A 19,795-nucleotide genomic window follows, 5' to 3' on the forward strand; every position below is an offset into this window, starting at 1 on the left:
TGCGCATAACCCACCACCAAATTCGCTGGTATCAGCTATCATTCAGCGCACCATCATCTCGGATGACCCATCAAAGGCATTCTGACCTGCATTGATGATGCAACCGTACGGCCGATCCGGTACTCCCCTCCAAAAATCCCGGAGCGGCCGCCCGGCCACTCGATCGGGTCACGCGCCGTTGCGTGACCCGATATCGAGTTGGACGCGAGGAGACCCGGATCGGTTCCCCGGGAACCGGAAATCGGCGAAATCCCCGGTTTCCGACCATGACCTCGGTAATCTGGCGCCATGACAGCGATCAGGGGGTTACTCGACGGATTGGACGTGGCCGGCCTCGACAAGGCACTGTCGGAAGCCGGATGTCTGGGATTGGAAATCGATTCCGAGGCCAAACGACTGGACCTCGACCTAGAGGTATTGAGCCTGCCACAGCAAATATCGGGCATATCGGAACCGCAACCGGATTCGGGTATCGGCCACCGGCGGGTGCGATTGGTGTTCCAGGGAGTCACCAGGATTGCCGCATCGTTGCGAATCCAGCGGTGGGACGATCTACAACCGCGGGTCCTGCCGCTGCAGCTGCCCGAACTACCCGCCGCCGTAGCGAGTTTCGGCGGTAGCCGCCTGCACGGCTGGGAGTTCGTCGACCTGGACGACAGCGGCTGGACCCTGTGGAGCGAGCTGCTCAGTTTCGATACCACCATCGACACCCGGATCGCCCGGCACGTGCTGGAGTTCTCCCAGGAGGAGGGCGTCGATCCCCGGGCTCTCGATATCCGGGTGTGGTTCGACACCGTCACCGCCCGGACCACCGGAGGCGAACCCGTTCCGCTGCCGGAACTGGTCGCCGGGGCCGAACGCTGGTGGGTCGCGCACGCCAAAGGCGATCCCCGGGCCACCCATCCCGGTATCGCGCCGCCGCTGTAGCAGGGTTCCGTCGCTGCGCGAACTGTGTATCGGCCGGATACCGTACGGGCGGCGACGGGGTGGCAGTAGCCGGACGACGCTACGCCACGCGTTCGGTGCGTGCCCGAGAGCCGACTCGGTACTACTGCGGGCAGGTGCCACCGGGCCGCGCGGCGTGCACCGGTTCGATGTCGAATGGTCGGTGGTGACCCGATGTGGAATGGTGGGGCGTCGGGGCGAGTTGGACCGATCGGGTGTACGAATGGTCGGGAGCATCCCGTACAGGACGCACTCGACCCGACAAGGAAGGGACATTCGTGGCTGAGTACACGCTGCCAGATCTGGATTACGACTACGGCGCCCTGGAGCCGCATATCTCCGGGCAGATCAACGAGATTCACCACTCCAAGCACCACGCGGCCTACGTCGCCGGAGTGAACACCGCGCTGGAGAAGCTCGAAGCCGCGCGTGAAGCCGATGATCACGGCGCCATCTTCTTGCACGAGAAGAACCTCGCCTTCCACCTCGGTGGCCATGTCAACCACTCCATCTGGTGGAAGAACCTCTCCCCCAACGGTGGCGACAAGCCGACCGGTGAACTGGCCGCCGCCATCGACGACCAGTTCGGCTCCTTCGACAAGTTCCGGGCGCAGTTCACCGCTGCCGCCAACGGACTGCAGGGTTCGGGCTGGGCGGTGCTCGGTTACGACACCCTCGGCCGGAAGCTGCTGACCTTCCAGCTCTACGACCAGCAGGCCAATGTGCCGCTCGGCATCATCCCGCTGCTGCAGGTCGATATGTGGGAGCACGCCTTCTACCTGCAGTACAAGAACGTCAAGGCCGACTATGTGAAGGCCTTCTGGAACGTGGTCAACTGGGCCGACGTCCAGGAGCGTTTCGCCAAGGCCACCAGCCAGGCGCAGGGTCTCATCTTCGGCTGAGCGACCATTTCTTGAAAGACCCGCGGGCTGCCGAGCCCGCGGGTCTTTTGCCTTTTCTGCCCGAATTGGCACTCTCTGGTACTTGTGTGCCAGATACCTTCTGCGCGATCCTCTTCTTCCACGACAGTTCGAGGACGGGCAAAGCCGCCCCCGGTTACGCACGGGAGGCCTCATGCGCAGCAACAGTCCGATCGGCGTCACGCCGTTCCACGCCGGTGGCACGCTACGCGGGTTCGTCATCTCCGGACGCTGGCCCGACACCACCAAAGAGTGGTCGCAGCTGCTGGTACTCGCCGTACGAGTGGCATCCATGCCCGGCCTGCTGACAACCTCGACCGTTTTCGGAGTCCGTGAGGAACTACCCGACGAGCCGGAGCCGGATACCGTCGGCCTGGTGATCGCCGAGGGGCCGGTCCTCGGCGAGGACGGGGTACGGCCCGGCCGATTCGCCGAGCACATTCCACCCGCCCTGTTCATGCTGCACCCGCCGGCGGAGACCAATCCGTCCCTGCCCGAGTGCACCGGCGCCGCCTCCGGGTGCGTACTGCTGCCGGGCCTGCCCCACCTGGGGCTCGAACACCGCGCGGCCTGGGCCGAGGCGGAAGCGGACGGTACCGTGACCTCGCTGGTGAGCCGGGTCGGTCTGGACCCGATCAGCGACCCCGATACCGCTGTGCTGGCCATGCTGCTGGCCGCCTGAGCCGGTAAGGCTCCGGACCGGCGTCGACGCCGGTCCGGCAAGACCTCGACGACCGATCCGCGGGCTACTGCAGCTTCGACAAGACTTCCGCGAGTCTGTCCATGAGAGCTTGCTGGCCCGTTTCGAGCCGGGTCTGCCCCGCACGCAGCTCTTCGACATCGCCACGCAGCTTCGTCTGCCCCGTTTCGAGTCGGGCCTGTCCGCCACGCAGCTCCTGAACGTCGCCACGCAGTTCCTGAACGTCGCCACGCAGCTCCTGAACGTCACCACGCAGCTTCGCCTGCCCCGCCTCGAGCCGGGCTTGGCCGGTCCGAAGATCCTGGACGTCTGCGTGCAGACTCCCGAGTTCGCCGAGCACCGCATTGTGGTTGCTGTCGATCCGAGCGCGAAGGGCCCGGACCGATTCCGGCTCCCGATCCCGCTCGTTGATGATCTGCACGACCTGGGCCTCCAGGACAGCAAGGCGGTTCTCGATCGACATCTGGAGTGATCCTCTCGTTGGTCGGTAGTCTACCGATCGACCGGTTCCGTCGAGCTTCCGTCCGGTCTCGCGGCACCATTTCTTTCGGCGATCCGGCTGTTCAGCGGCCGGTAGCGCTTCATGACTCATAAGGACGTTTCCGTCCCCGGTGCGATAGTCGCGGCCCCCACGTCGGGGTTCAGGGCTCTCGATCTGTTTGCTGTAGCGATGCCATAAATCCGTTCCGGGTGACCGGACAGCAGTTATCAGGCCCCCCTAACTATGCCGCTACCTTAACCAAACTTATTGTCAGAAGCCATTTTTCGCCGTTGCGTAATTGCGACACCGGAGTGGGTGCGGTAGAGTTGCCGACAGCGAAGGGGAGTAGCCCTCAATCACGCGGTCGACATACTGACCCGCCGCTCGTCGGTGGGTCCGGTCGTGTGAACCGGTCCTTCCGGTGGGCGAGACCTTCGGCCTACAGCAATTTCGTTGTCGGCCGGAGGCGAACCCGTTTCCGGCCGGCGGATCGGGAGCATTCGTCAGATGATCGCCACCGTCGGACTCGCCATCGGCATCGTTTTCCTGGCCGAATTGGGTGACAAGTCCCAGCTCATGGCCCTGACGTTCGCCCTGCGCTACCGCTGGTGGGTGGTGCTGGGTGGAATCGCCACCGCCACCGCCGCGGTACACGTCATTTCGGTCGCCATCGGGCATTTCCTGGGCGCGGCCCTGCCCACCACCGCCATCGCGGCGGTGGCATCGATCACTTTTCTCGCCGTGGGCCTGTGGACACTGCGTGAGCTGGTGAGCGGCGCGGACGACGAGGAGGAGCCGGCTCCGTCACGGTTCGCCACCACGGCGCCCTTCTTGGTCGTGCTCTCGGCCTTCCTGCTGGCCGAACTCGGTGACCGCACCATGTTCGCCACCGCGGCGCTGGCCACCGACAACAACTGGGCGGCCGTCTGGCTGGGTTCGACGATCGGCATGGTCGCCGCCGATGCTCTGGCCATCGCCGTGGGCATCCTGGTGGGCAAGCACCTGCCCGAACGCGCCATCGGCTTCGGGTCGGGGTTGCTCTTCCTGTTCATCGGGACGCTCACCGGCATGAACACCGCATTCCCGGAACTCGCGCTCGCCGGTGCGGCCGGTATCGCCCTGCTCGTACCGGCTGTGGCAGCCCTGGCGCTGTGGCTGCTGCGGGCCCGTCGTACGGCCGCGGACCGGCTCGTCACCGAGGCCGCCGTCACCGGAATTCCGCAGCACCGGGCCTAGTCCCTTTACTGAGTACGATTTCGCCGATCAGCGCAAGGGGACCGTCCACGAACTCTCCGCCCGCACCGGTTAGGGTGCAATTGACGTTAGGCCAACTGGCTTGTCACGAACGAGAGGACCATCGTGGAGATTTCGGGTTCCGCCGCCATCGTTACCGGGGGCGCGTCCGGTCTGGGCGCCGCCACCGCCAAGCGTTTCGCCGATCTGGGCGCCACCGTCTTCGGGCTCGATGTACCGCAGTCGATCGAGCGCGCCGGCGACAATGTCCCCGACGGGGTCACCCTGCTCGCCGCCGATGTCACCAGCCACGACGAGGTCGCCGCCGCTGTCGCCAAGGTGGTCGAATCGGGTACGCCGCTGCGTATCGTGGTCAACTGCGCCGGGGTCGGCTGGGCCGGGCGCATCCTGTCCAAGAACGGTCCGCACGATCTGGAGCTGTTCCGCACGGTTATCACCGTGAACCTGCTCGGCACCTTCAATGTGATGCGCCTGGCCGCCGACGCCATCGCCAAGACCGACGCCGTGGACGAGGCCGGACAGCGCGGTGTCGTCATCAACACCGCGTCGGTGGCGGCGTTCGAGGGCCAGATCGGCCAGATCGCGTACTCGGCGTCCAAGGGCGGCGTACACGGTATGACCGTGCCGGCCGCGCGTGACCTCGCGCAGTACGGTATCCGGGTCAACACCATCGCCCCCGGCATCATCGACACCCCGATGCTGGCCGGTGTCACCGAGGAATACCGCCAGGGCCTCGAGGCCGGTGTGCCGTTCCCGTCCCGGCTGGGCCGGCCGGATGAGTACGCGCAGCTCTCGCAGTACATCGTCGAACACGATTACCTCAACGGCGAGACCATTCGCATGGATGGCGCCCTGCGGATGGCGCCGCGGTAGTCCCTCCCGCCCCCACGACGCCCGCCGCCCCGGCCGGAAAGCCGGGACGGCGGGCGTTTGTGTTGCGGGTGCGGCATACCCACACCGGTCACCCGGCACTTCCGGTCGCCGGGCGCGCCCGCCATCTGTCGCAGACCGCGCGGTCTGCCCACGGCCGGTCGTTGCCGTCGGCACGGCATCCCGCCCGCGTATACCCCTCACGGTCCAGTCCGCTGCGGTCATAGCCACCGCGGTCGCGGCCCCACCGATCGAATCCGAATCGATCGCGCCCGAGGCGGTCGTACCCCGCGTGGTCGTAGCCGGCGCGGTCGTAGCCGAAGCGGTCGAAGCCGGCGCGGTCGTAGCCGAAGCGGTCGAAGCCGAAGCGGTCGAAGCCGGCGCGGTCGTAGCCGAAGTCGTCGTAGCCATCGGGGCCGAAAGGATCCTGCGGTTCCGGCGCGGGACATACGGCTCCGTGGGGCGCTGCCCCACCCGGACACACCACGGGTGGGGCCGGTGACGGCGGCGGAGTGGTGGGAAGGCTCGGCACCGTCGTTTCCGGAGCACTCGGGGGCGTGACCTCCGGGACGGCGGGCAGCGTGGTGACCGGTCCCCCCGGTTCCGGTAGGCCGGCTCCGGGGGCCGCGGGCGTGGGGTGCGTCGTGATCGGGGCATCGCTCGGTTCCGCCGACGCCGGTATCGCCGCCAGGGCAGGGGCGATGATCAGCGCGCCGAGCAACGCTATCCGAAGCGAGGCGTGGCGCATTCCGCGGCGCGCCACAGTAGTGGCCGACATAATCGATCTCCTGTCCGGAACACGATCCGCGTGTTCCGGACGATCTATCGTCCACGCTCCCTGACGCTTTACAAAAGGCAGGTGAGCATCCTTTGCTCACTGCTGAAACACCGTGTCCGCGAGGCGGTTCGAGCCCGATCCGGGAGGCGGTCCGCTCCGGGGCAACTCGCGCTGCTCTCCTGGCGGCACAGGTGGTTACCGGTAACCGACCCCGAGATATGCGGTGGTGGTCAGCGGGCTGCCCGGCCGGTAATGCTCGGTCAGGTAGGAGCGCATGGCTTCGATACGCCCGGCCATCGCTCGGTCGCCGATACTGCGCCGCATCAATTCCAAGGGGGCGCTACCGCGGGTGAGCCGGGCGAGCAGGGCGTCGGCATCGGCGAAGACCATTTCCACCGTATGTGGCACCACGGAGACCCGTTCGAAACCCGCGGCGCACATCTCACGCTCGAATACTTCCGGGTTCTCCAGGCTTTCGGAGTTCGGTACCGGCGGGCGGATATCCGGGTCGGCGGAGCCCAGCGCACGCCACGACATCTGCATCCAGGTCGACCGGTCGGCCGGCGCCCAGCTCGACACCACCGCGACCCCGCCGGGCCGCAGCACCCGGGACAGTTCGGCGAACCCGCGCGCACGGTCGGGGAAGAACATCAGCCCGAACATGGAGAACGCCGCGTCGAATTCGGCGTCGGCGAACGGCAACTCCTGCCCATCACCGACCCGCGCCACCACATTGCTCGCACCGGCCGCTGTCACCGCGCGCTCGAGCTGCTCGATCATCGGCGCCGAGAAATCGATCGCGTCCACCCGCTCGGCGTGCTCCGCGGCCAGCAGACTCAGCGTGCCCGGACCGGCCGCGACATCGATCACGCGGGCACGCGGCGTATGTCCGGCGAGGCCGGCCAGTCGCACCGCCTCGGCGGCGAACGGGCGCATCACCGAAATGGTGGACACCGCATAGTCATCGGCGACCAGATCCCACGGATCCACGGCGGCGAGTGGGTTTTCGGGCACGGTCGTATCCGATCTCGTCTATTCCTCAACGCATACCGGGAGACCGCGGCAGCGGCCGCGGTCTCCCGATACGGCCGGGCGTCTGCCGCCCGCGCTCGTCTACTGCCGTAAGCGATCCGCGGACGAGAGATGCCCGGCTGCACCCCTCAGAGCGTACGCGTCAGCCGGTCGGCGAGGATCTGGGCGAATTTGGCCGGATCCTTCAGTTCCCCACCTTCGGCCAGCACAGCCGTGCCGTACAGGAGTTCGGCGGTCTCGGTGAGCTCGGGAACCTTACCCGCGTCGGCATCGTCCTTGCGGGTGTCGTAGGCATCGCGCAGACCGGTCACCAGCGGATGGGTGGGATTGAGCTCGAGGATCCGCTTGAACTGCGGCAGCTCCTGGCCCGAAGCCCGGTACATCCGTTCCAGCATCGGGGTCATATCGAACACATCACCCACCAGGCAGACCGGCGAACTGGTCAGGCGCGAGCTGAGACGGACCTCCTTGACGCTGTCCTCGAGGGTTTTGCCCAGCCAGGTCAGTACCTCGGCGAAATCTTTGTCCTGCTGTTCGCGCAGGGCCTCGGATTCCTTCTTCTCCTCCTCGGTCTCCAGATCGACCTCGCCCTTGGCGATCGACTGGAAGGGCTTACCGTCGAAGTCGGTGACCGAGCCGACCCACATCTCGTCCACCGGATCGGTGAGGATCAGCACTTCGCGGTCCTTGGCGCGGAACGCCTCCAGATGCGGCGACTTCTCCACCTGCTCACGGGATTCGCCGGTCATGTAGTAGATGGCGTCCTGCCCCTCGGGCATCCGTTCCACGTACTGCGCCAGCGTGGTCGCCTCGGTCTCGGAATGAGTGGAGGCGAAGGACGAGACCTCCAGGATGGTCTCCCGGTTGTCGAAATCGGAGAGCAGGCCCTCCTTGAGCACCCGGCCGAATTCCTGCCAGAAGGTGCGGTATTTCGCCTGGTCCTCGGCGCCCTGCAGATCCTTGACACTGCTCAGCACCTTCTTGACCAGGCGTTTGCGGATCATCTGGATCTGCCGGTCCTGCTGCAGGATCTCCCGGGACACGTTGAGCGAGAGGTCCTGCGCGTCGACCACACCCTTGACGAAGCGCAGGTACTCCGGCATCAGCTCTTCGCAATTGTCCATGATGAACACGCGCTTCACATAGAGCTGGACACCGCGTTTGTGTTCGCGGGTGAACAGATCGAACGGCGCCTGCGAGGGCAGGAACAGCAGCGCCTGATACTCGAACGTACCCTCGGCCTTGAGCGGGATGATCTCCAGCGGCTCGTCCCAGGCGTGGCTGACGTGCCGGTAGAACTCCTGGTACTCCTCCTCGGACACCTCGCTGCGCGGGCGGGTCCAGAGGGCCTTCATCGAGTTGAGCGTCTGCTCCTCGACGACGGTTTTCTCCTCCTTCTCCTCACCCTCGCCCTCGGTAACCGTGCGCTCGACCTGCGTCCGGATCGGCCAGGCGATGAAATCGGAGTACTTCTTGACGATCTCGCGGAGCTTGTGCTCCTGGGTGTAGTCGAAGAGATGGTCGTCGGGGTCCGCCGGCTTCAGGTGCAGCGTGACGGCGGTCCCCTGCGGGGCCTCGTCGAGGGTTTCGATGGTGTAGGTGCCGGATCCGGCGGTCGATTCCCAGCGGGTGGCGGTGGTCTCCCCCGCGCGGCGGGTGGTGAGCACCACTTTGTCGGCGACCATGAAGGTCGAGTAGAAGCCGATACCGAATTGACCGATCAGCTCCCCGGCCGCGGCCTCGGATTTCGCCTCGTTCAGTTTCCGGCGCACTTCGGCGGTACCGGATTTGGCGAGGGTACCGATCAGGTCCACCACCTCGGCACGGGACATGCCGATGCCGTTGTCCCGGACGGTGAGGATCCGCTGATCCTTGTCGACCTCCAGCTCGATGTGCAGGTCGTCGGTGTCTACGTGCAGATCCTTGTCCCGGTAGGACTCCAGCCGCAGCTTGTCCAGCGCGTCGGAAGCGTTCGAGATCAGCTCCCGCAGGAACGTGTCTTTGTTGGAGTAGACCGAGTGGATCATCAGCTCGAGCAGCTGATGGGTCTCGGCCTGGAACTCGAGTTGTTCGACGTGCTCTGTCACGCTGGACAATGGTAATCAAGCCTGTGCGGAACTCGTCCGCAGGCCGGGCGGTGTTCCGGGCGGCGCGGCGAAATCACTCAATGCCGGAACCTCGCGTTCGGCGCTGTGCTCCCGCGGTACCCGCGGGTTCATCCACTCACGCAGGACCGCGGTGGCCCGCACATCGTCCTCGTTGTATTCCAGCAGCCGGGTGCGCTGGGTGAGGTCGGGCTGGGCGTCGTAACCGACCGCACGCCGGTACCAGCTCATCGACGCCTCCCCACCCGCCTCGGGATCGCGCCAGGCGAAACCGGCCACGGGCGCGATCTTCTTGAGCCCTTTACCGCTCGGGCAGATGAACTGATCGGTGACCGCCTGGAACATATCGACCCAGTGGATCGAATCGACGAACTCGGTGACCTGTGCTTCGGTGGGCACCCCGGGACGCCCGGCGAACCGCCGCGCCGACTCGTAGAGCCATTTGTCCTCAGCGCTGCGCGAATAGCAGTACGCGGCGAAGGTCTTCCCGGCCGTCAGGGCCTGCGCCCTGACCTCCATCAGCCAGGTCCAGAACTCGCCGAAGGAGCGGCCCTCGTCCTCGGTGGGGAGTGGGTCCCAGGTGACGAACGCCCGGTACCGCCCGTCGAGGAGCGTCCCCCACAGGTAAGCGCCCTCCTCCTGGTAACTCTCCAGATCGACATCCACCTCGACATCGGCCCGGCGCACCCAGACCCGGTCGAACCGGCGCACCAGCGGTGCCTGCACCAGCCATGCCCGGGCGGTGACCACGGCCTCATCGAACGGCCCGTGCTGCCAATCCTCGGGTTCGGGCCCGGACCAGGCGGCCAGTTCGTCGATGGTCCGCACCCCGTGCCCGCGCAGCACCTCCGCGCGCGACCCCGGCGCCACCACACTCACATCGCGATGCTCGTTCAGCCAGGCCTGGCACCCGCCCTCGGCGCCGCGGTTCCACCAGATGCATTGGCGGCATTCGGGGACCTTCGACGGCACGGTCTCCAGTTGTCCGCGCACCACCGCGATCCGTTCTGCGAAACGACTGTCGTACTCGGGCAGGACCGCGGTCAGGTCGTGGACGAGGATACGGTCGAAATGGAAACCGATGACTCCGCCGACCCGGGCGGCCGGCGCCAGCCCGTGCCGCTCCAGCATCCGGTACACATGGGCCAGCCGCTGCTGGTCGCGGGGTTGCTGGCGGAGTTTGCGGGCGCGATCGAGGACGGGGTTCCAGGAGAACAGGTCCGAGGTCAGCGGATGGAATTCGGCCGGATCCGGCCGGCGCGGGTCGGTCACTTTGTGGTTGACCACGATGACCGGGATATAGCCACCGCCTCGTTCGTCGCGCAGCAGGATCTCGGCGCCGCCGCGGCGTCCGGTATCGGGCTCCTGCGGCAGCAGTCCACCCCAGATCCGGGGCGTGCCCGCCGCGCAGGCGCGCAGGGTGGCCTCGGCACGCGCGCTCGCCGGCAGCGCCGGGTCGATGATCGCCCAGCCATCGGGGTCGGCCGCCACCAGAGTGTCGCGGACCCGCTCGCGATGGGCCTGGGCGGCCGCGCGCCGCTGCTGCACCCCCGTGTCCTCGCGTACTTCGGCGAGCAGTTCCGGGTGCGCGGCGTCCATCCCGAGCCGGTGCCGGCAGCCGATCAGACCCCGGGCGTCGAGGAACGCGAGCCGGCCCGCACCGGCGGAAACCCGCCCTGCGGGCGTGGCGGACTCCCGCCGCTCGTGATCGGCGTGGGAGGGGTCTTCGCTGTCGACACTGCCCGGTTGCACGCAAGCAGTATGGTCCCTGTCCCCGACAGACCACCCAATCGAGCATCCGGGAACAGCCTCGCCGCACCGCCGAGGGCAGCGTCTCTCGCCGCCGCGGCCGGTAACCCGATAGGGTGTCGGCGAACCGTGTGACACGGGTGGACGGTGCGGTTTTCCGTGTCGTATCGCCGTAGCGAACCAGCATTACGGAGGGCCTTCGATGGGGTTGTTCACCAAGCGCAAACGGCGGCCGAGTCGGCGGGCCGAGGCCAAGGCTCTCAAGCACAAGGCCGCCATGGAGGCCAAACTCGGCGCGAAGAACGATCGCAAACGCCAACGGGCCGAGGCTCGTTCCCAGCGCAAGGTCGCCAAGGCCCAGGTCGCCACCCTGCAGGCCGAGGAGAAGGCGGCCCTCAAAGCGGCCGCGCGGGCAGAACGCGATCCCTTCAGCCCCGCCCAGATCAGGAAATACATCGGAGTGGCACGGGTGCTGGTTCCGGTGCTCGCCCCGCTGGCCTACCGCGGCGCGACCTATCTGCGCGGGCAGCTCGACGCCCGCCGCGCCAAACAACTCGGCGTGGGGGTGAGCCAGCTCGGCGACTACGCCGGGCACGGCGGCCGGCTGCAGGCACGGATCGGCAATACCGAGGCCGCGTTGGACAAGATCGCGGGTGGGCAGTCCGGTAAGGACAAGGACATCCAGCAGTTCGTGGCCGACGCCCGTAACCGGCTCGACGCACTCACCGCCGCTGTCCGCACCGCCGACCAGTTGCCCGCCGGGCGGCGACGCTCGGTGTACGCGTCCATCACCACCGAGCTGTCCCGGATCGAGGCGGACGTGCTCGCTCGCCTCGGCGTCGCCTGACTCCGGCCGGTCATCGAGTGGGCGTTCTCGGGCCGATCTCCGGGTCGGGTGCGCGCACCCGGAGCCGGTCGGCGACCATGGACACTGCCCTGCCCCCTCCCCGACCAGCCGGGCCCGGTCAGGTCGGCTGAATCCGAAAGTCCGCGATGCCCAGCACGTGCTCCTCTCCCGCGCCGTTGCGCGGCTGTGTGGTGGGCGCGACTACCGGGATCCTGGCCATCGCCGCCCACGGCGTCGCGGGTGGCGGATACCCGACCTCCGCCGGAGCGGCGTTGCTCCTGCTGACGGCCCTGGTGGCCGGAGCGGCCGCCGGTTCGGTCATCGGTGTATCGGACCGGTTGCGGGCCGGCCCGGGCCGGACCACCCTTATCGCCCTCACGGCGGGGCAGTTCGCCGGTCACTGGGCGCTGACCGGTCTCACCGGCCATCACGGCTCCCCCGCCGAGACGGGCCCCGAGGCCTTGTCCGGTGTGGCGATGGTTGCCTTCCATCTGCTCGCCGTCGCGGTCTGCGCGCTGGCGATCACCGCGGCCGAGCGGCTCTACCGTTGTGTGTCCTCGGTCCTGCGCGCACTGCTCGAACCGCCACGCTCCATCCCTGGCCCACCTCGGGCTCGCATCACCGCGACCACCCGGGTCACGGCCCATCGCTCTCCGAAGGGAGTACCGGGTCCACGCGCACCACCCGCGCGCACCGACCCCGCCGCCCCTTCCCCCGGAGAGAAAGCTTCCAACACATGTCCCACGGGATCTCCCCCGTCCTTCGCCGCGGTCTGACCGCGGCCTTCGCCGCGGGCTTCGTACTGTCCGCGGCCGGTACCGCCGCCGCGCACGTGAGCGTTTCCGCACCGGACGCCACACCCGGTCACGGCGCGGTCGCCACCTTCAGCGTCCCGACCGAATCGGATACCGCCGCCACCACTTCGGTACGGATCACCGTGCCCGGGTTCTCCACCGCGCGCACCGAACCGGTGCCCGGTTGGACCGCAAAAATCGACCGTAACGACAAGGATCAGGTCACCGCGGTCACCTGGACCGCCAACCCGGGATCCCCCGGGATCCGGCCGGGTGAATTCCAGCGCTTCGCGGTCTCACTCGGGCCTTTCCCCGATTCGGATTCGGTCGCCTTCCCGGCCGAACAGACCTACAGCGACGGCACCGTCGTGCGCTGGAACGAGACCGGTGACCACGATTCGGTCGAACACCCCTCGCCTGTCCTGACATTGACCGGCGCCGAGGCCGATCACGGCGGTCACGGTGACGAGGCCGCCGCCGCGCCCGCCGACGACGGTGGCGACACCACCGCCCGCTGGCTGGGCGGCCTGGGGCTGGCGCTGGGCGCACTGGCGCTGGGCACCGGAGTCGGCGCGGTGGTGCGGGGCCGGCGATGAACCAGCGTAGGGCCCGGTGGGGCCGGCGCTTCGCGCTGGTCGCCACGCTGCTCATGGTGACCCTGGGCGCGCTGGCCGGACCGGCCGCCGCCCATTCCGCGGTGGTGGGCAGCGACCCCGCGGACGGTGCGACCGTCGAAGTGGGGCCGCAGCGCGCCACCATCACCTTCAACGAACCGCTGCAGCCCGACTTCCCGGCCATGACCGTGGTGGGCCCCGACGGCAACCTGTGGTCGAAGGGCGAACCGGTCGTAGACGGCAGGAATCTCAGCGTCGAGGTCGGTGAACTCGGTCCGGCCGGCGAGTACCGGATGGCCTTCCGGGTCACCTCGGCCGACGGTCACGTGGTCAACGGTGAACGCGCTTTCACGCTGAGTAAGCCGGGTAACGGCACTCCGGGTCCGGCCGCGAACGCCCGCGGTGAGAGCGGCGGCTCGGGCGGCGGTATCCCGGTCTGGGTGTACATCGCGGGTGCGATCGTCCTGTTCGGCGGCGGTCTCGCGTTCGCGCTGTTCGGCTCGAACATGGGCAAGGGCAAGAACCAGCGGTGAGAAACGGTGTGCCGAGCGCGACCGTGGACCGGTTCGCGCTCGGACTCGTGATACCGGCGGGCCTGCTCGGCGTCCTGCTGGCCTGGGCGCTCGGCGGGGTTCCGGCGGCGTCGGCCGTGCGCTTCTGCGCCGATATCGCGGGTGCGGCGGTGCTCGGCCTGGCCGCCCTGCCCCGGCTGGCGGACCGGATCGAACTCCCCTGGCGGATGGTGGCGGTCCTGGCCGGACTGTGGTGCTGCCTGGAATTCGCCACCCTGGTCTTCGCCGCGGGGGAGGTGGTCGGTTCGGGGGTCACGGCGCTGGGCCCGGCCGATTTCGGCACCTATCTCGCGCGAATAAGCGCGGGTCAGATCGGCCTGGTCATCCTGCTGGCCACCGCGACGATCACGGTGTACGCCGCGATCGCCTTCCGGCTGTCCGGTCAGCGCTCACCGGATCTGGTGCTGGTGTTCGCCGCCGTCAGCGTGACCTTGCGGCCGATCACCGGGCATATGTCGCAGCAACCGGCCGGGTCGGTACTGGCCGGGGTGCACGCGCTGGCGGCATCGGCCTGGCTCGGCCTGCTGTTGGCGTTGGCCCTGGTGGTCCGTGGCCGCCGCGGCTGGGCCGACGCACTGCCCAGGTATTCGGCGGTAGCGCTGCCCATGATGGCCGCGGTGGCGCTGACCGGCGTGATCAACGGTCTGGTGCGCCTGGGCGGTATCGCGCCGGTGTTCACCACCGGCTACGGGCGGATCATGCTCGCCAAGACGGTACTGCTGGCGGTGCTGCTGGCGCTGGGCTGGTGGTGGCGGCGAAGCTGGGTGGTCGCGGCGGCCCGGCACCAGATGCCGGCGGAGGGCTCACTGCGGCGCGCTGTGGTGGAGGTTTCGGTGATGGCGGTGGTGTTCGGGCTGGCGGCGTCCCTGGCCATCACGGGATAGCCTGGGTGCATGGCTGCCGGTGCCCGGACTCCGAATCTCTTCCAGCGGATCGGGTACATCTGCGGCCGCACCCTGCCCGCCGAATACTCCGACTGGGTGCTGAACGATCTCACCGGCCCGGGTGCGACCCGCCGCTACCTGGTGCGGATGCTGGTGCCGCTCGTACTGGTGCTTCTGTTGTTCCTGCTGGTCCCCGGCCCGCTGTGGATGGGAGCGTCGATGATGGCGCTGCTCCTGCTGCCGCTGATCTACTTCACCGTGGCGCTGACCTACGTTTTCCGGCGCAACCGGTTGGTCAGGCACGGACTGGATCCGGCGCTGGCCGATGCCGATGTCCGCCGCCGTGCCGAGCGCGAGCGCGCCGCCTACGAGCGACGGCATGGCAGAGGCTGACCAACGAACCGAATTACCCCTGGTGAGCCATATCACACAGGAATAGCCTGGAGCTATGGACAAGCCGACTTTCAAGCAACGGATCGCCTACGATCTGGGCAGCGAACTGCCGGCGGAGTTGCACGAGTGGGTGCTCCACGACGTCGTCGGCCGCGGTGCCATGCAGCGCTACCTCATCCGCTTCGTCGGCCCGATCATCCCCTTCTTCGTGCTGATCCTGCTCTTCCCGGGACCGATGACCCTCAAGCTGGGCCTGATCGTCATGATGATCGTTCCGCTGATCATCTTCACGATCGCACTGACGTATGTGTGGCGCCGGTACCGGTTGGTCCAGCACGGGTTGGATCCGGATCTGGTCGATCACGAGAAATGCAAGGACTGCGATCGTGAGGTGTACAACCTGCGCTATCGGCACCAGTCCGCGCCGGGGGGCTGACCGGACCCGGGCACGGGGGCTGCTGTGGGCTGCCGCGACGCACCCGGCACAATCGGAACGTGACCGAATCAGAGCAGCAGGTGGCAACCGCGGATCTCGCCGACGAGATCGGCCCCGATATCCGCAGCTGCGACACCCAGTTCATCCAGTTCGGCGGCCACCAGGTCTTCTCCGGCCGGATCACCACGATCCGCTGCTTCCAGGACAATCTGCTGGTCAAGCAGACACTCGGGGAGCCCGGCGCCGGGCAGGTCCTGGTCGTCGACGGCGGCGCGAGTGTGCACACCGCCCTGGTGGGCGATATCATCGCCGGCCGCGGGGTCGACAACGGCTGGGCCGGGGTCGTGGTGAACGGCGCCGTCCGTGACTCCGCGATTCTGCGGACCCTCGGTATCGGCGTGAAGGCCCTGGGCACCAACCCGCGCAAGAGCACCCAGACCGGTAGCGGCGAGAAGAACGTACCGGTGGAGTTCGGTGGCGTCACCTTCATTCCCGGTGAGATGCTCTACAGCGACCACGACGGCATCGTGGTCCGGGCCGAGCCCTGATCGTCGCGGGCCGACTCCGGCGACGGGCGGGGCCGGTGTTATCCGCCGCTCACCCTGGCACAGTGACCGGCGATGGCGACCACGTCACCGACCTGCAACTGCCGTCCGCGGCGCAATTCGACCTCGTCGTTGACGCGCACCAGACCGGCCGCGATAACGGTTTTGGCCTCCGCCCCCGATTCGATCAGATTGGCCAGCTTCAGGAACTGCCCGAGCCGTATGACGTCGTCGTCGATCGGCACATCGATGGGATCCGACATGGGTTCATACTTACTCCCCCGAACACGGCGCTTTCCGACCGGCCCCGGGCACCCGGCGCGCGAACCGTGCCGGACGCGTAACAACAAGACATTTCCGGCATTTCACGGCCATTTCGCGCGCCACGCCCGGGACCCGGTTTTCCATATCGGCCAACCGCGCCCGCGCACAGGGAAATACATGCGTTTCCGGCCCGATATACCACTAACACGCCGGGCCACACCAATGATTCGGTGATTCCTGGCGGCAGACTGGACCCGTGATATCCACGCAGGAACCGCGACACCCCGCACCACCCGGCCCATCCGGCACGCCCGGGCGGTTCGCGGCGATACCGCGTATCGCCACGCTGGTCTCGGGTGTTCTCACGGTCGCCTGCCTGCTGTGGAGTCTCTCCCCGGACCTGTCGGCGGCGCTCGCCGGCGCCCGTCGCTACCTGGACCGCTACTACCTGTACGCACCCGATACCAACCTGCTGTGGGCCGGACTGCTCGGATTGCTGACGATCGGACTGGCCGGGCGCAAGCGGGTGGCTTGGTGGGCGCTGGTGCTCTACCTGGCGGGCTGGGTCCCGGCGAACCTGGCCGATCTCGTGCGCGCCCACGACCGGAATGCCGCTGTGGCCGCGCTCATCCACTCGGCCGTACTGACCGTACTGGTCTCGAGCCGCGCGGAGTTCGGCGCGCGAATCCGCCGCTGCGCGCTGCGCCCGGCCGCGTCGGCCCTGGCCGCCGGCCTGTTGATGGCGGCCGTCACCGGTTGGGGCGTGGTCCAGACGCTCCCCGGATCGCTGACGTCCGTCGCGCAGCGTGCGCTGTGGGTGATCGCCGCACTCACCGTGCACCTGATACCCGGCTCCTCGGAAACCTCCGACGCACCGCCTTTCCCGGCCCAGTTCCTGGTCGGGCTCTTCGGCGCCCTGGCGGTCGCGGCGAGCGCCCTGGTCCTGCACCGCACCCAGCGCACGGAGTACGCGCTCACCGACACCGACGAGTCGGCGCTGCGCGAACTACTGGCGGGAGCCGACCCCTCCGGCTCGCTCGACTACTTCACGACCCGGCGGGACCGGGCGGTGATCTTCACGCCGAACGGCAGGGCCGCCATCGGCTATCGCGTGGAGTACGGGGTCTGCCTGGCGCTGGGTGACCCGATCGGCGCGCGTGACTGCTGGCCGCAGGCGGTGGAGACCTGGCGACGCCACGCCCGTGATTTCGGCTGGCGGGTCGCGGTGATCGGAGCGAGCGAATCCGCCGTTCCGGTCTACCAGCGTGCCGGGCTCACCGCGGTGACCGCCGGCGCGGAGGCCGTTCTCGACACCCGCAGCTTCTCCCTGGCCGTCCCGGAACTCGCGCCGGTCCGGCAGTCGGTGACGCGGCTCCGCAAAGCGGGTGTGACAGTGCGGATCCGCCGGCACCGCGATATCGGGACCGCCGAACTCGCCCGGCTCACGGTACGCGCCGAACAGTGGCGCCACAGTGAGACCGAACGCGGGTACCCGCTTGCCCTGGGCCGCCTCGGTGACCGCCGCGACGGCGACTGTCTGCTGGTGGAAGCCGTCGACGCCGACGACCGGGTGCTGGGAATGCTGTCCCTGGTGCCCTGGGGAAAGACGGGCGTCACATTGGAATTGCTGCGCCGGGCGCCCGGCAGCGCCACGGAGACGACCGATTTGCTGATCGCGGAACTCGCGCTGCGCGCCGAACAGCACGGTGTCCACCAGGTTTCGCTGAGCTTCACCCTCTTCAGGTCGGTGTTCGAGGCGGCGGCGCGTGAGTACCTTCCGGCGACCTCCCGGAAGCGACCTGCCGCGCTGCACACCGCGGCCGGATTCGTGCGCGGTGCCCACACCCTGCCGCTGGCGTTCTCGCGCTGGTGGCAGCTGGCCCAATTGCACCGCGCGAGCATGCGGTACCAGCCGCGGTGGGATCCCCGCTACGTGCTGTGCGACTCCTCGCGCGACCTGGCACGGATCGCCGTCGCCGCGGCGCGCGCCGAAGGTCTGCTGCCGCGGGCGGACGGAAGATCCACAGCCTTCACGCATACCGGCCGGCACCGTGGCGCGCCGGAACATCCGGCTCCCGCACGCGCCGGCGCGCATACCGGGCCGACGGAGATCGAGCCGGAGCCGATCGCCGCGCACCGCCCCGAACAGGTGCGGGTGCGGCTCGAGAAACTGGACCGGCTCGCCGCGGCGAACGTCGACCCCTATCCTCTGCCGTTCCCGCCGACGCATACGGTCGCCGCCGCGCGCCGGACACCGCGCGGTACGACGGTCCGCGTCTCGGGACGACTGCTGCGCCGACGTGACTACGGGGGCGTGATCTTCGGCGTGGTCCGGGACTGGACCAGCGATATCCAGCTGCTGCTCGACCGCGACCGGCTCGGCCGGCAACGCCTCGACGAATTCGGTGAACTCGTCGATCTGGGAGATCTGGTGTCGGTCAGCGGTCAGCTGGGATACAGCCGGCGCGGGGAACTTTCCCTGCTGGTGGCGGATTGGCGGATGCTCGGCAAATGCCTGCACCCGTTACCCGACAAATGGCGCGGCCTCAGCGACCCGGAGGTCCGGATGCGGCGCGGCTACCTGGACCTGATGATCGACCGGGAAGCGCGCGAGCTGCTGGCCCGGCGCAGTGCGGTGCTGCGGGCCCTGCGCGATGCCTTGCACGACTGCGGATTCCTGGAGGTCACCACACCGGTGCTGCAGCACAGCCCCGGCGGCGCGGCCGCCCGCAGTCTGCGCACCCGTATCGATGCCGACAACACCGATCTGCATCTGCGGGCCGCTCCGGAGCCGGCGCTGAAACGGTTGTGTGTCGGCGGTGTCGAGAAACTGTTCGAACTGGGACCGGGCTTCCGCAACACCCGCGCCGATACCCGCCATCTGCCCGAATACACCGTGCTGGAGGCCTACGAGGCGCACAGTGATCACCGGCGCATGATGACGCTGTGCCGGCAGCTGGTGCAGCAGGCCGCACTGGCCGCCAATGATTCGATGATCGCCATGCGGCCGACCCCGGACGGTTCACTGCACGCGGTGGACATCTCCGGTGAGTGGCGGGTGCGGTCGATATACGAGGCGCTGTCGGCGGAGGTAGGTGTCGATATCACTCCCCGGACCGCCCTACCGGACCTGCGGGAACTGTGCGAGAAGGCCGATATCGTCGCGCAACCCGGCTGGGACGAGGGCCGGACGGTCTACGCCCTCTACGAGAGACTGGTGGTGGAGGCCACCCGGGAACCGACCTTCTATACCGACTTTCCAAGCTCGGTGTCGCCGCTGGCCCGCTCGGCCCGCCGCGAGCCCGTACTGGCCGAACGCTGGGACCTCGTGGCGTGGGGTATCGAACTGGCATCCGGGTGCAGCGAACTCACCGACCCGGTGGAGCAGCGGCGGCGGCTCGCCGCCCAGTCCCGTATCGCGGCAGACGGCGGCCAGGCGGCCATGGAACTCGACGAGGAGTTCCTGTGCGCACTGGAACACGCTATGCCACCGACCGGCGGTCTGGGTCTCGGCGTGGACCGGGTGATCATGCTGCTGACCGGGCGCGCGCTCCGGGAGACCCAGCCGTTCCCGTTGGTCCGGCCGCGATGATCGAGGGCTTCCCCGTACTG

General features: G+C 68.2%; 20 protein-coding genes. 14 read left to right on the forward strand and 6 right to left on the reverse strand.

Features of this window, described 5'->3' with window-relative positions; genetic code table 11:
* The first annotated feature begins 288 nt into the window (after window positions 1-288).
* From NS4_RS10850 to NS4_RS10860, 3 genes are all read left to right on the forward strand, one after another.
* Window positions 289-927, forward strand: coding sequence for a hypothetical protein (locus NS4_RS10850; RefSeq protein WP_063059403.1), 639 nt, complete (start codon window positions 289-291; stop codon window positions 925-927).
* A 296-nt stretch (window positions 928-1,223) separates the two neighbouring features.
* Window positions 1,224-1,847 carry a superoxide dismutase gene (locus tag NS4_RS10855; protein WP_063059404.1) on the forward strand — a complete coding sequence of 208 codons (624 nt, stop codon included), beginning with the start codon at window positions 1,224-1,226 and terminating at the stop codon, window positions 1,845-1,847.
* Between the two features lie 172 nt (window positions 1,848-2,019).
* Entirely contained in the window at window positions 2,020-2,547 is a 528-nt protein-coding gene (locus NS4_RS10860; protein ID WP_030524389.1) for a hypothetical protein, read from the forward strand.
* Between the two features lie 64 nt (window positions 2,548-2,611).
* Here NS4_RS10860 and NS4_RS32145 read toward each other — a convergent pair whose 3' ends face one another.
* A complete protein-coding gene (locus NS4_RS32145) occupies window positions 2,612-3,028 on the reverse strand; it encodes a hypothetical protein (protein WP_157105994.1) in 417 nt (138 codons plus the stop codon).
* Window positions 3,029-3,553: 525 nt separating this feature from the next.
* Between NS4_RS32145 and NS4_RS10870 the strand changes: the two genes are divergently transcribed.
* Both NS4_RS10870 and NS4_RS10875 read left to right on the forward strand, forming a co-directional pair.
* Complete coding sequence (locus NS4_RS10870) at window positions 3,554-4,282, forward strand: TMEM165/GDT1 family protein (RefSeq protein WP_063059406.1); 729 nt, start codon at window positions 3,554-3,556, stop codon at window positions 4,280-4,282.
* Window positions 4,283-4,405: 123 nt separating this feature from the next.
* Window positions 4,406-5,173, forward strand: a complete 768-nt coding sequence (locus NS4_RS10875; RefSeq protein WP_063059407.1) for an SDR family NAD(P)-dependent oxidoreductase — start codon at window positions 4,406-4,408, stop codon at window positions 5,171-5,173.
* 88 nt (window positions 5,174-5,261) lie between these two features.
* On the opposite strand, the gene NS4_RS10880 is transcribed toward NS4_RS10875, so the two are convergent.
* The 4 genes from NS4_RS10880 to NS4_RS10895 all read right to left on the reverse strand — a co-directional run bounded on the left by NS4_RS10880 (window position 5,262) and on the right by NS4_RS10895 (window position 10,711).
* Complete coding sequence (locus NS4_RS10880) at window positions 5,262-5,948, reverse strand: hypothetical protein (RefSeq protein WP_157105995.1); 687 nt, start codon at window positions 5,946-5,948, stop codon at window positions 5,262-5,264.
* Window positions 5,949-6,143: 195 nt separating this feature from the next.
* Complete coding sequence (locus tag NS4_RS10885; protein ID WP_063059409.1) at window positions 6,144-6,962, reverse strand: class I SAM-dependent methyltransferase; 819 nt, start codon at window positions 6,960-6,962, stop codon at window positions 6,144-6,146.
* A 146-nt stretch (window positions 6,963-7,108) separates the two neighbouring features.
* Window positions 7,109-9,067 carry a molecular chaperone HtpG gene (gene htpG, locus NS4_RS10890; RefSeq protein WP_063059410.1) on the reverse strand — a complete coding sequence of 653 codons (1,959 nt, stop codon included), beginning with the start codon at window positions 9,065-9,067 and terminating at the stop codon, window positions 7,109-7,111.
* A gap of 15 nt (window positions 9,068-9,082) precedes the next feature.
* Window positions 9,083-10,711 carry a TM0106 family RecB-like putative nuclease gene (locus NS4_RS10895; RefSeq protein ID WP_063059471.1) on the reverse strand — a complete coding sequence of 543 codons (1,629 nt, stop codon included), beginning with the start codon at window positions 10,709-10,711 and terminating at the stop codon, window positions 9,083-9,085.
* Between the two features lie 325 nt (window positions 10,712-11,036).
* Here NS4_RS10895 and NS4_RS10900 point away from each other — a divergent pair, with 325 nt between their 5' ends.
* From NS4_RS10900 to rraA, 8 genes are all read left to right on the forward strand, one after another.
* Window positions 11,037-11,681: a DUF6474 family protein gene (locus NS4_RS10900; RefSeq protein WP_063059411.1), complete on the forward strand. Its 645-nt coding sequence runs from the start codon at window positions 11,037-11,039 to the stop codon at window positions 11,679-11,681.
* Between the two features lie 146 nt (window positions 11,682-11,827).
* Window positions 11,828-12,457 (forward strand): hypothetical protein, encoded by a 630-nt coding sequence (locus NS4_RS10905; protein ID WP_157105996.1) that lies wholly within the window; start codon window positions 11,828-11,830, stop codon window positions 12,455-12,457.
* Entirely contained in the window at window positions 12,418-13,071 is a 654-nt protein-coding gene (locus tag NS4_RS10910) for a YcnI family copper-binding membrane protein (protein WP_063059413.1), read from the forward strand. The genes NS4_RS10905 and NS4_RS10910 overlap by 40 nt, the downstream gene beginning before the upstream one ends.
* Entirely contained in the window at window positions 13,068-13,622 is a 555-nt protein-coding gene (locus NS4_RS10915) for a copper resistance CopC family protein (protein WP_063059414.1), read from the forward strand. Before NS4_RS10910 ends, NS4_RS10915 begins: the two co-directional genes overlap by 4 nt.
* Window positions 13,619-14,545 carry a CopD family protein gene (locus NS4_RS10920; protein ID WP_245665277.1) on the forward strand — a complete coding sequence of 309 codons (927 nt, stop codon included), beginning with the start codon at window positions 13,619-13,621 and terminating at the stop codon, window positions 14,543-14,545. Before NS4_RS10915 ends, NS4_RS10920 begins: the two co-directional genes overlap by 4 nt.
* Window positions 14,546-14,554: 9 nt before the next feature.
* Entirely contained in the window at window positions 14,555-14,938 is a 384-nt protein-coding gene (locus NS4_RS10925) for a DUF5313 family protein (RefSeq protein ID WP_063059415.1), read from the forward strand.
* 55 nt (window positions 14,939-14,993) lie between these two features.
* Complete coding sequence (locus tag NS4_RS10930; RefSeq protein WP_063059416.1) at window positions 14,994-15,374, forward strand: DUF5313 family protein; 381 nt, start codon at window positions 14,994-14,996, stop codon at window positions 15,372-15,374.
* A gap of 59 nt (window positions 15,375-15,433) precedes the next feature.
* The gene (rraA, locus tag NS4_RS10935; protein WP_063059417.1) at window positions 15,434-15,922 is read left to right on the forward strand and encodes a ribonuclease E activity regulator RraA; all 489 of its coding nucleotides are present in this window, start codon (window positions 15,434-15,436) and stop codon (window positions 15,920-15,922) included.
* A gap of 38 nt (window positions 15,923-15,960) precedes the next feature.
* On the opposite strand, the gene NS4_RS10940 is transcribed toward rraA, so the two are convergent.
* The gene (locus NS4_RS10940; RefSeq protein WP_063059418.1) at window positions 15,961-16,182 is read right to left on the reverse strand and encodes an RNA-binding S4 domain-containing protein; all 222 of its coding nucleotides are present in this window, start codon (window positions 16,180-16,182) and stop codon (window positions 15,961-15,963) included.
* A 257-nt stretch (window positions 16,183-16,439) separates the two neighbouring features.
* On the opposite strand from NS4_RS10940, the gene lysX reads away from it, so the two are divergent.
* Entirely contained in the window at window positions 16,440-19,775 is a 3,336-nt protein-coding gene (lysX, locus tag NS4_RS10945) for a bifunctional lysylphosphatidylglycerol synthetase/lysine--tRNA ligase LysX (protein WP_084487108.1), read from the forward strand.
* Window positions 19,776-19,795 lie beyond the last annotated feature (20 nt).

This window comes from Nocardia sienata NBRC 100364 (assembly GCF_001613205.1).
In the GTDB taxonomy this organism is placed as follows: Bacteria; Actinomycetota; Actinomycetes; order Mycobacteriales; family Mycobacteriaceae; genus Nocardia; species Nocardia sienata.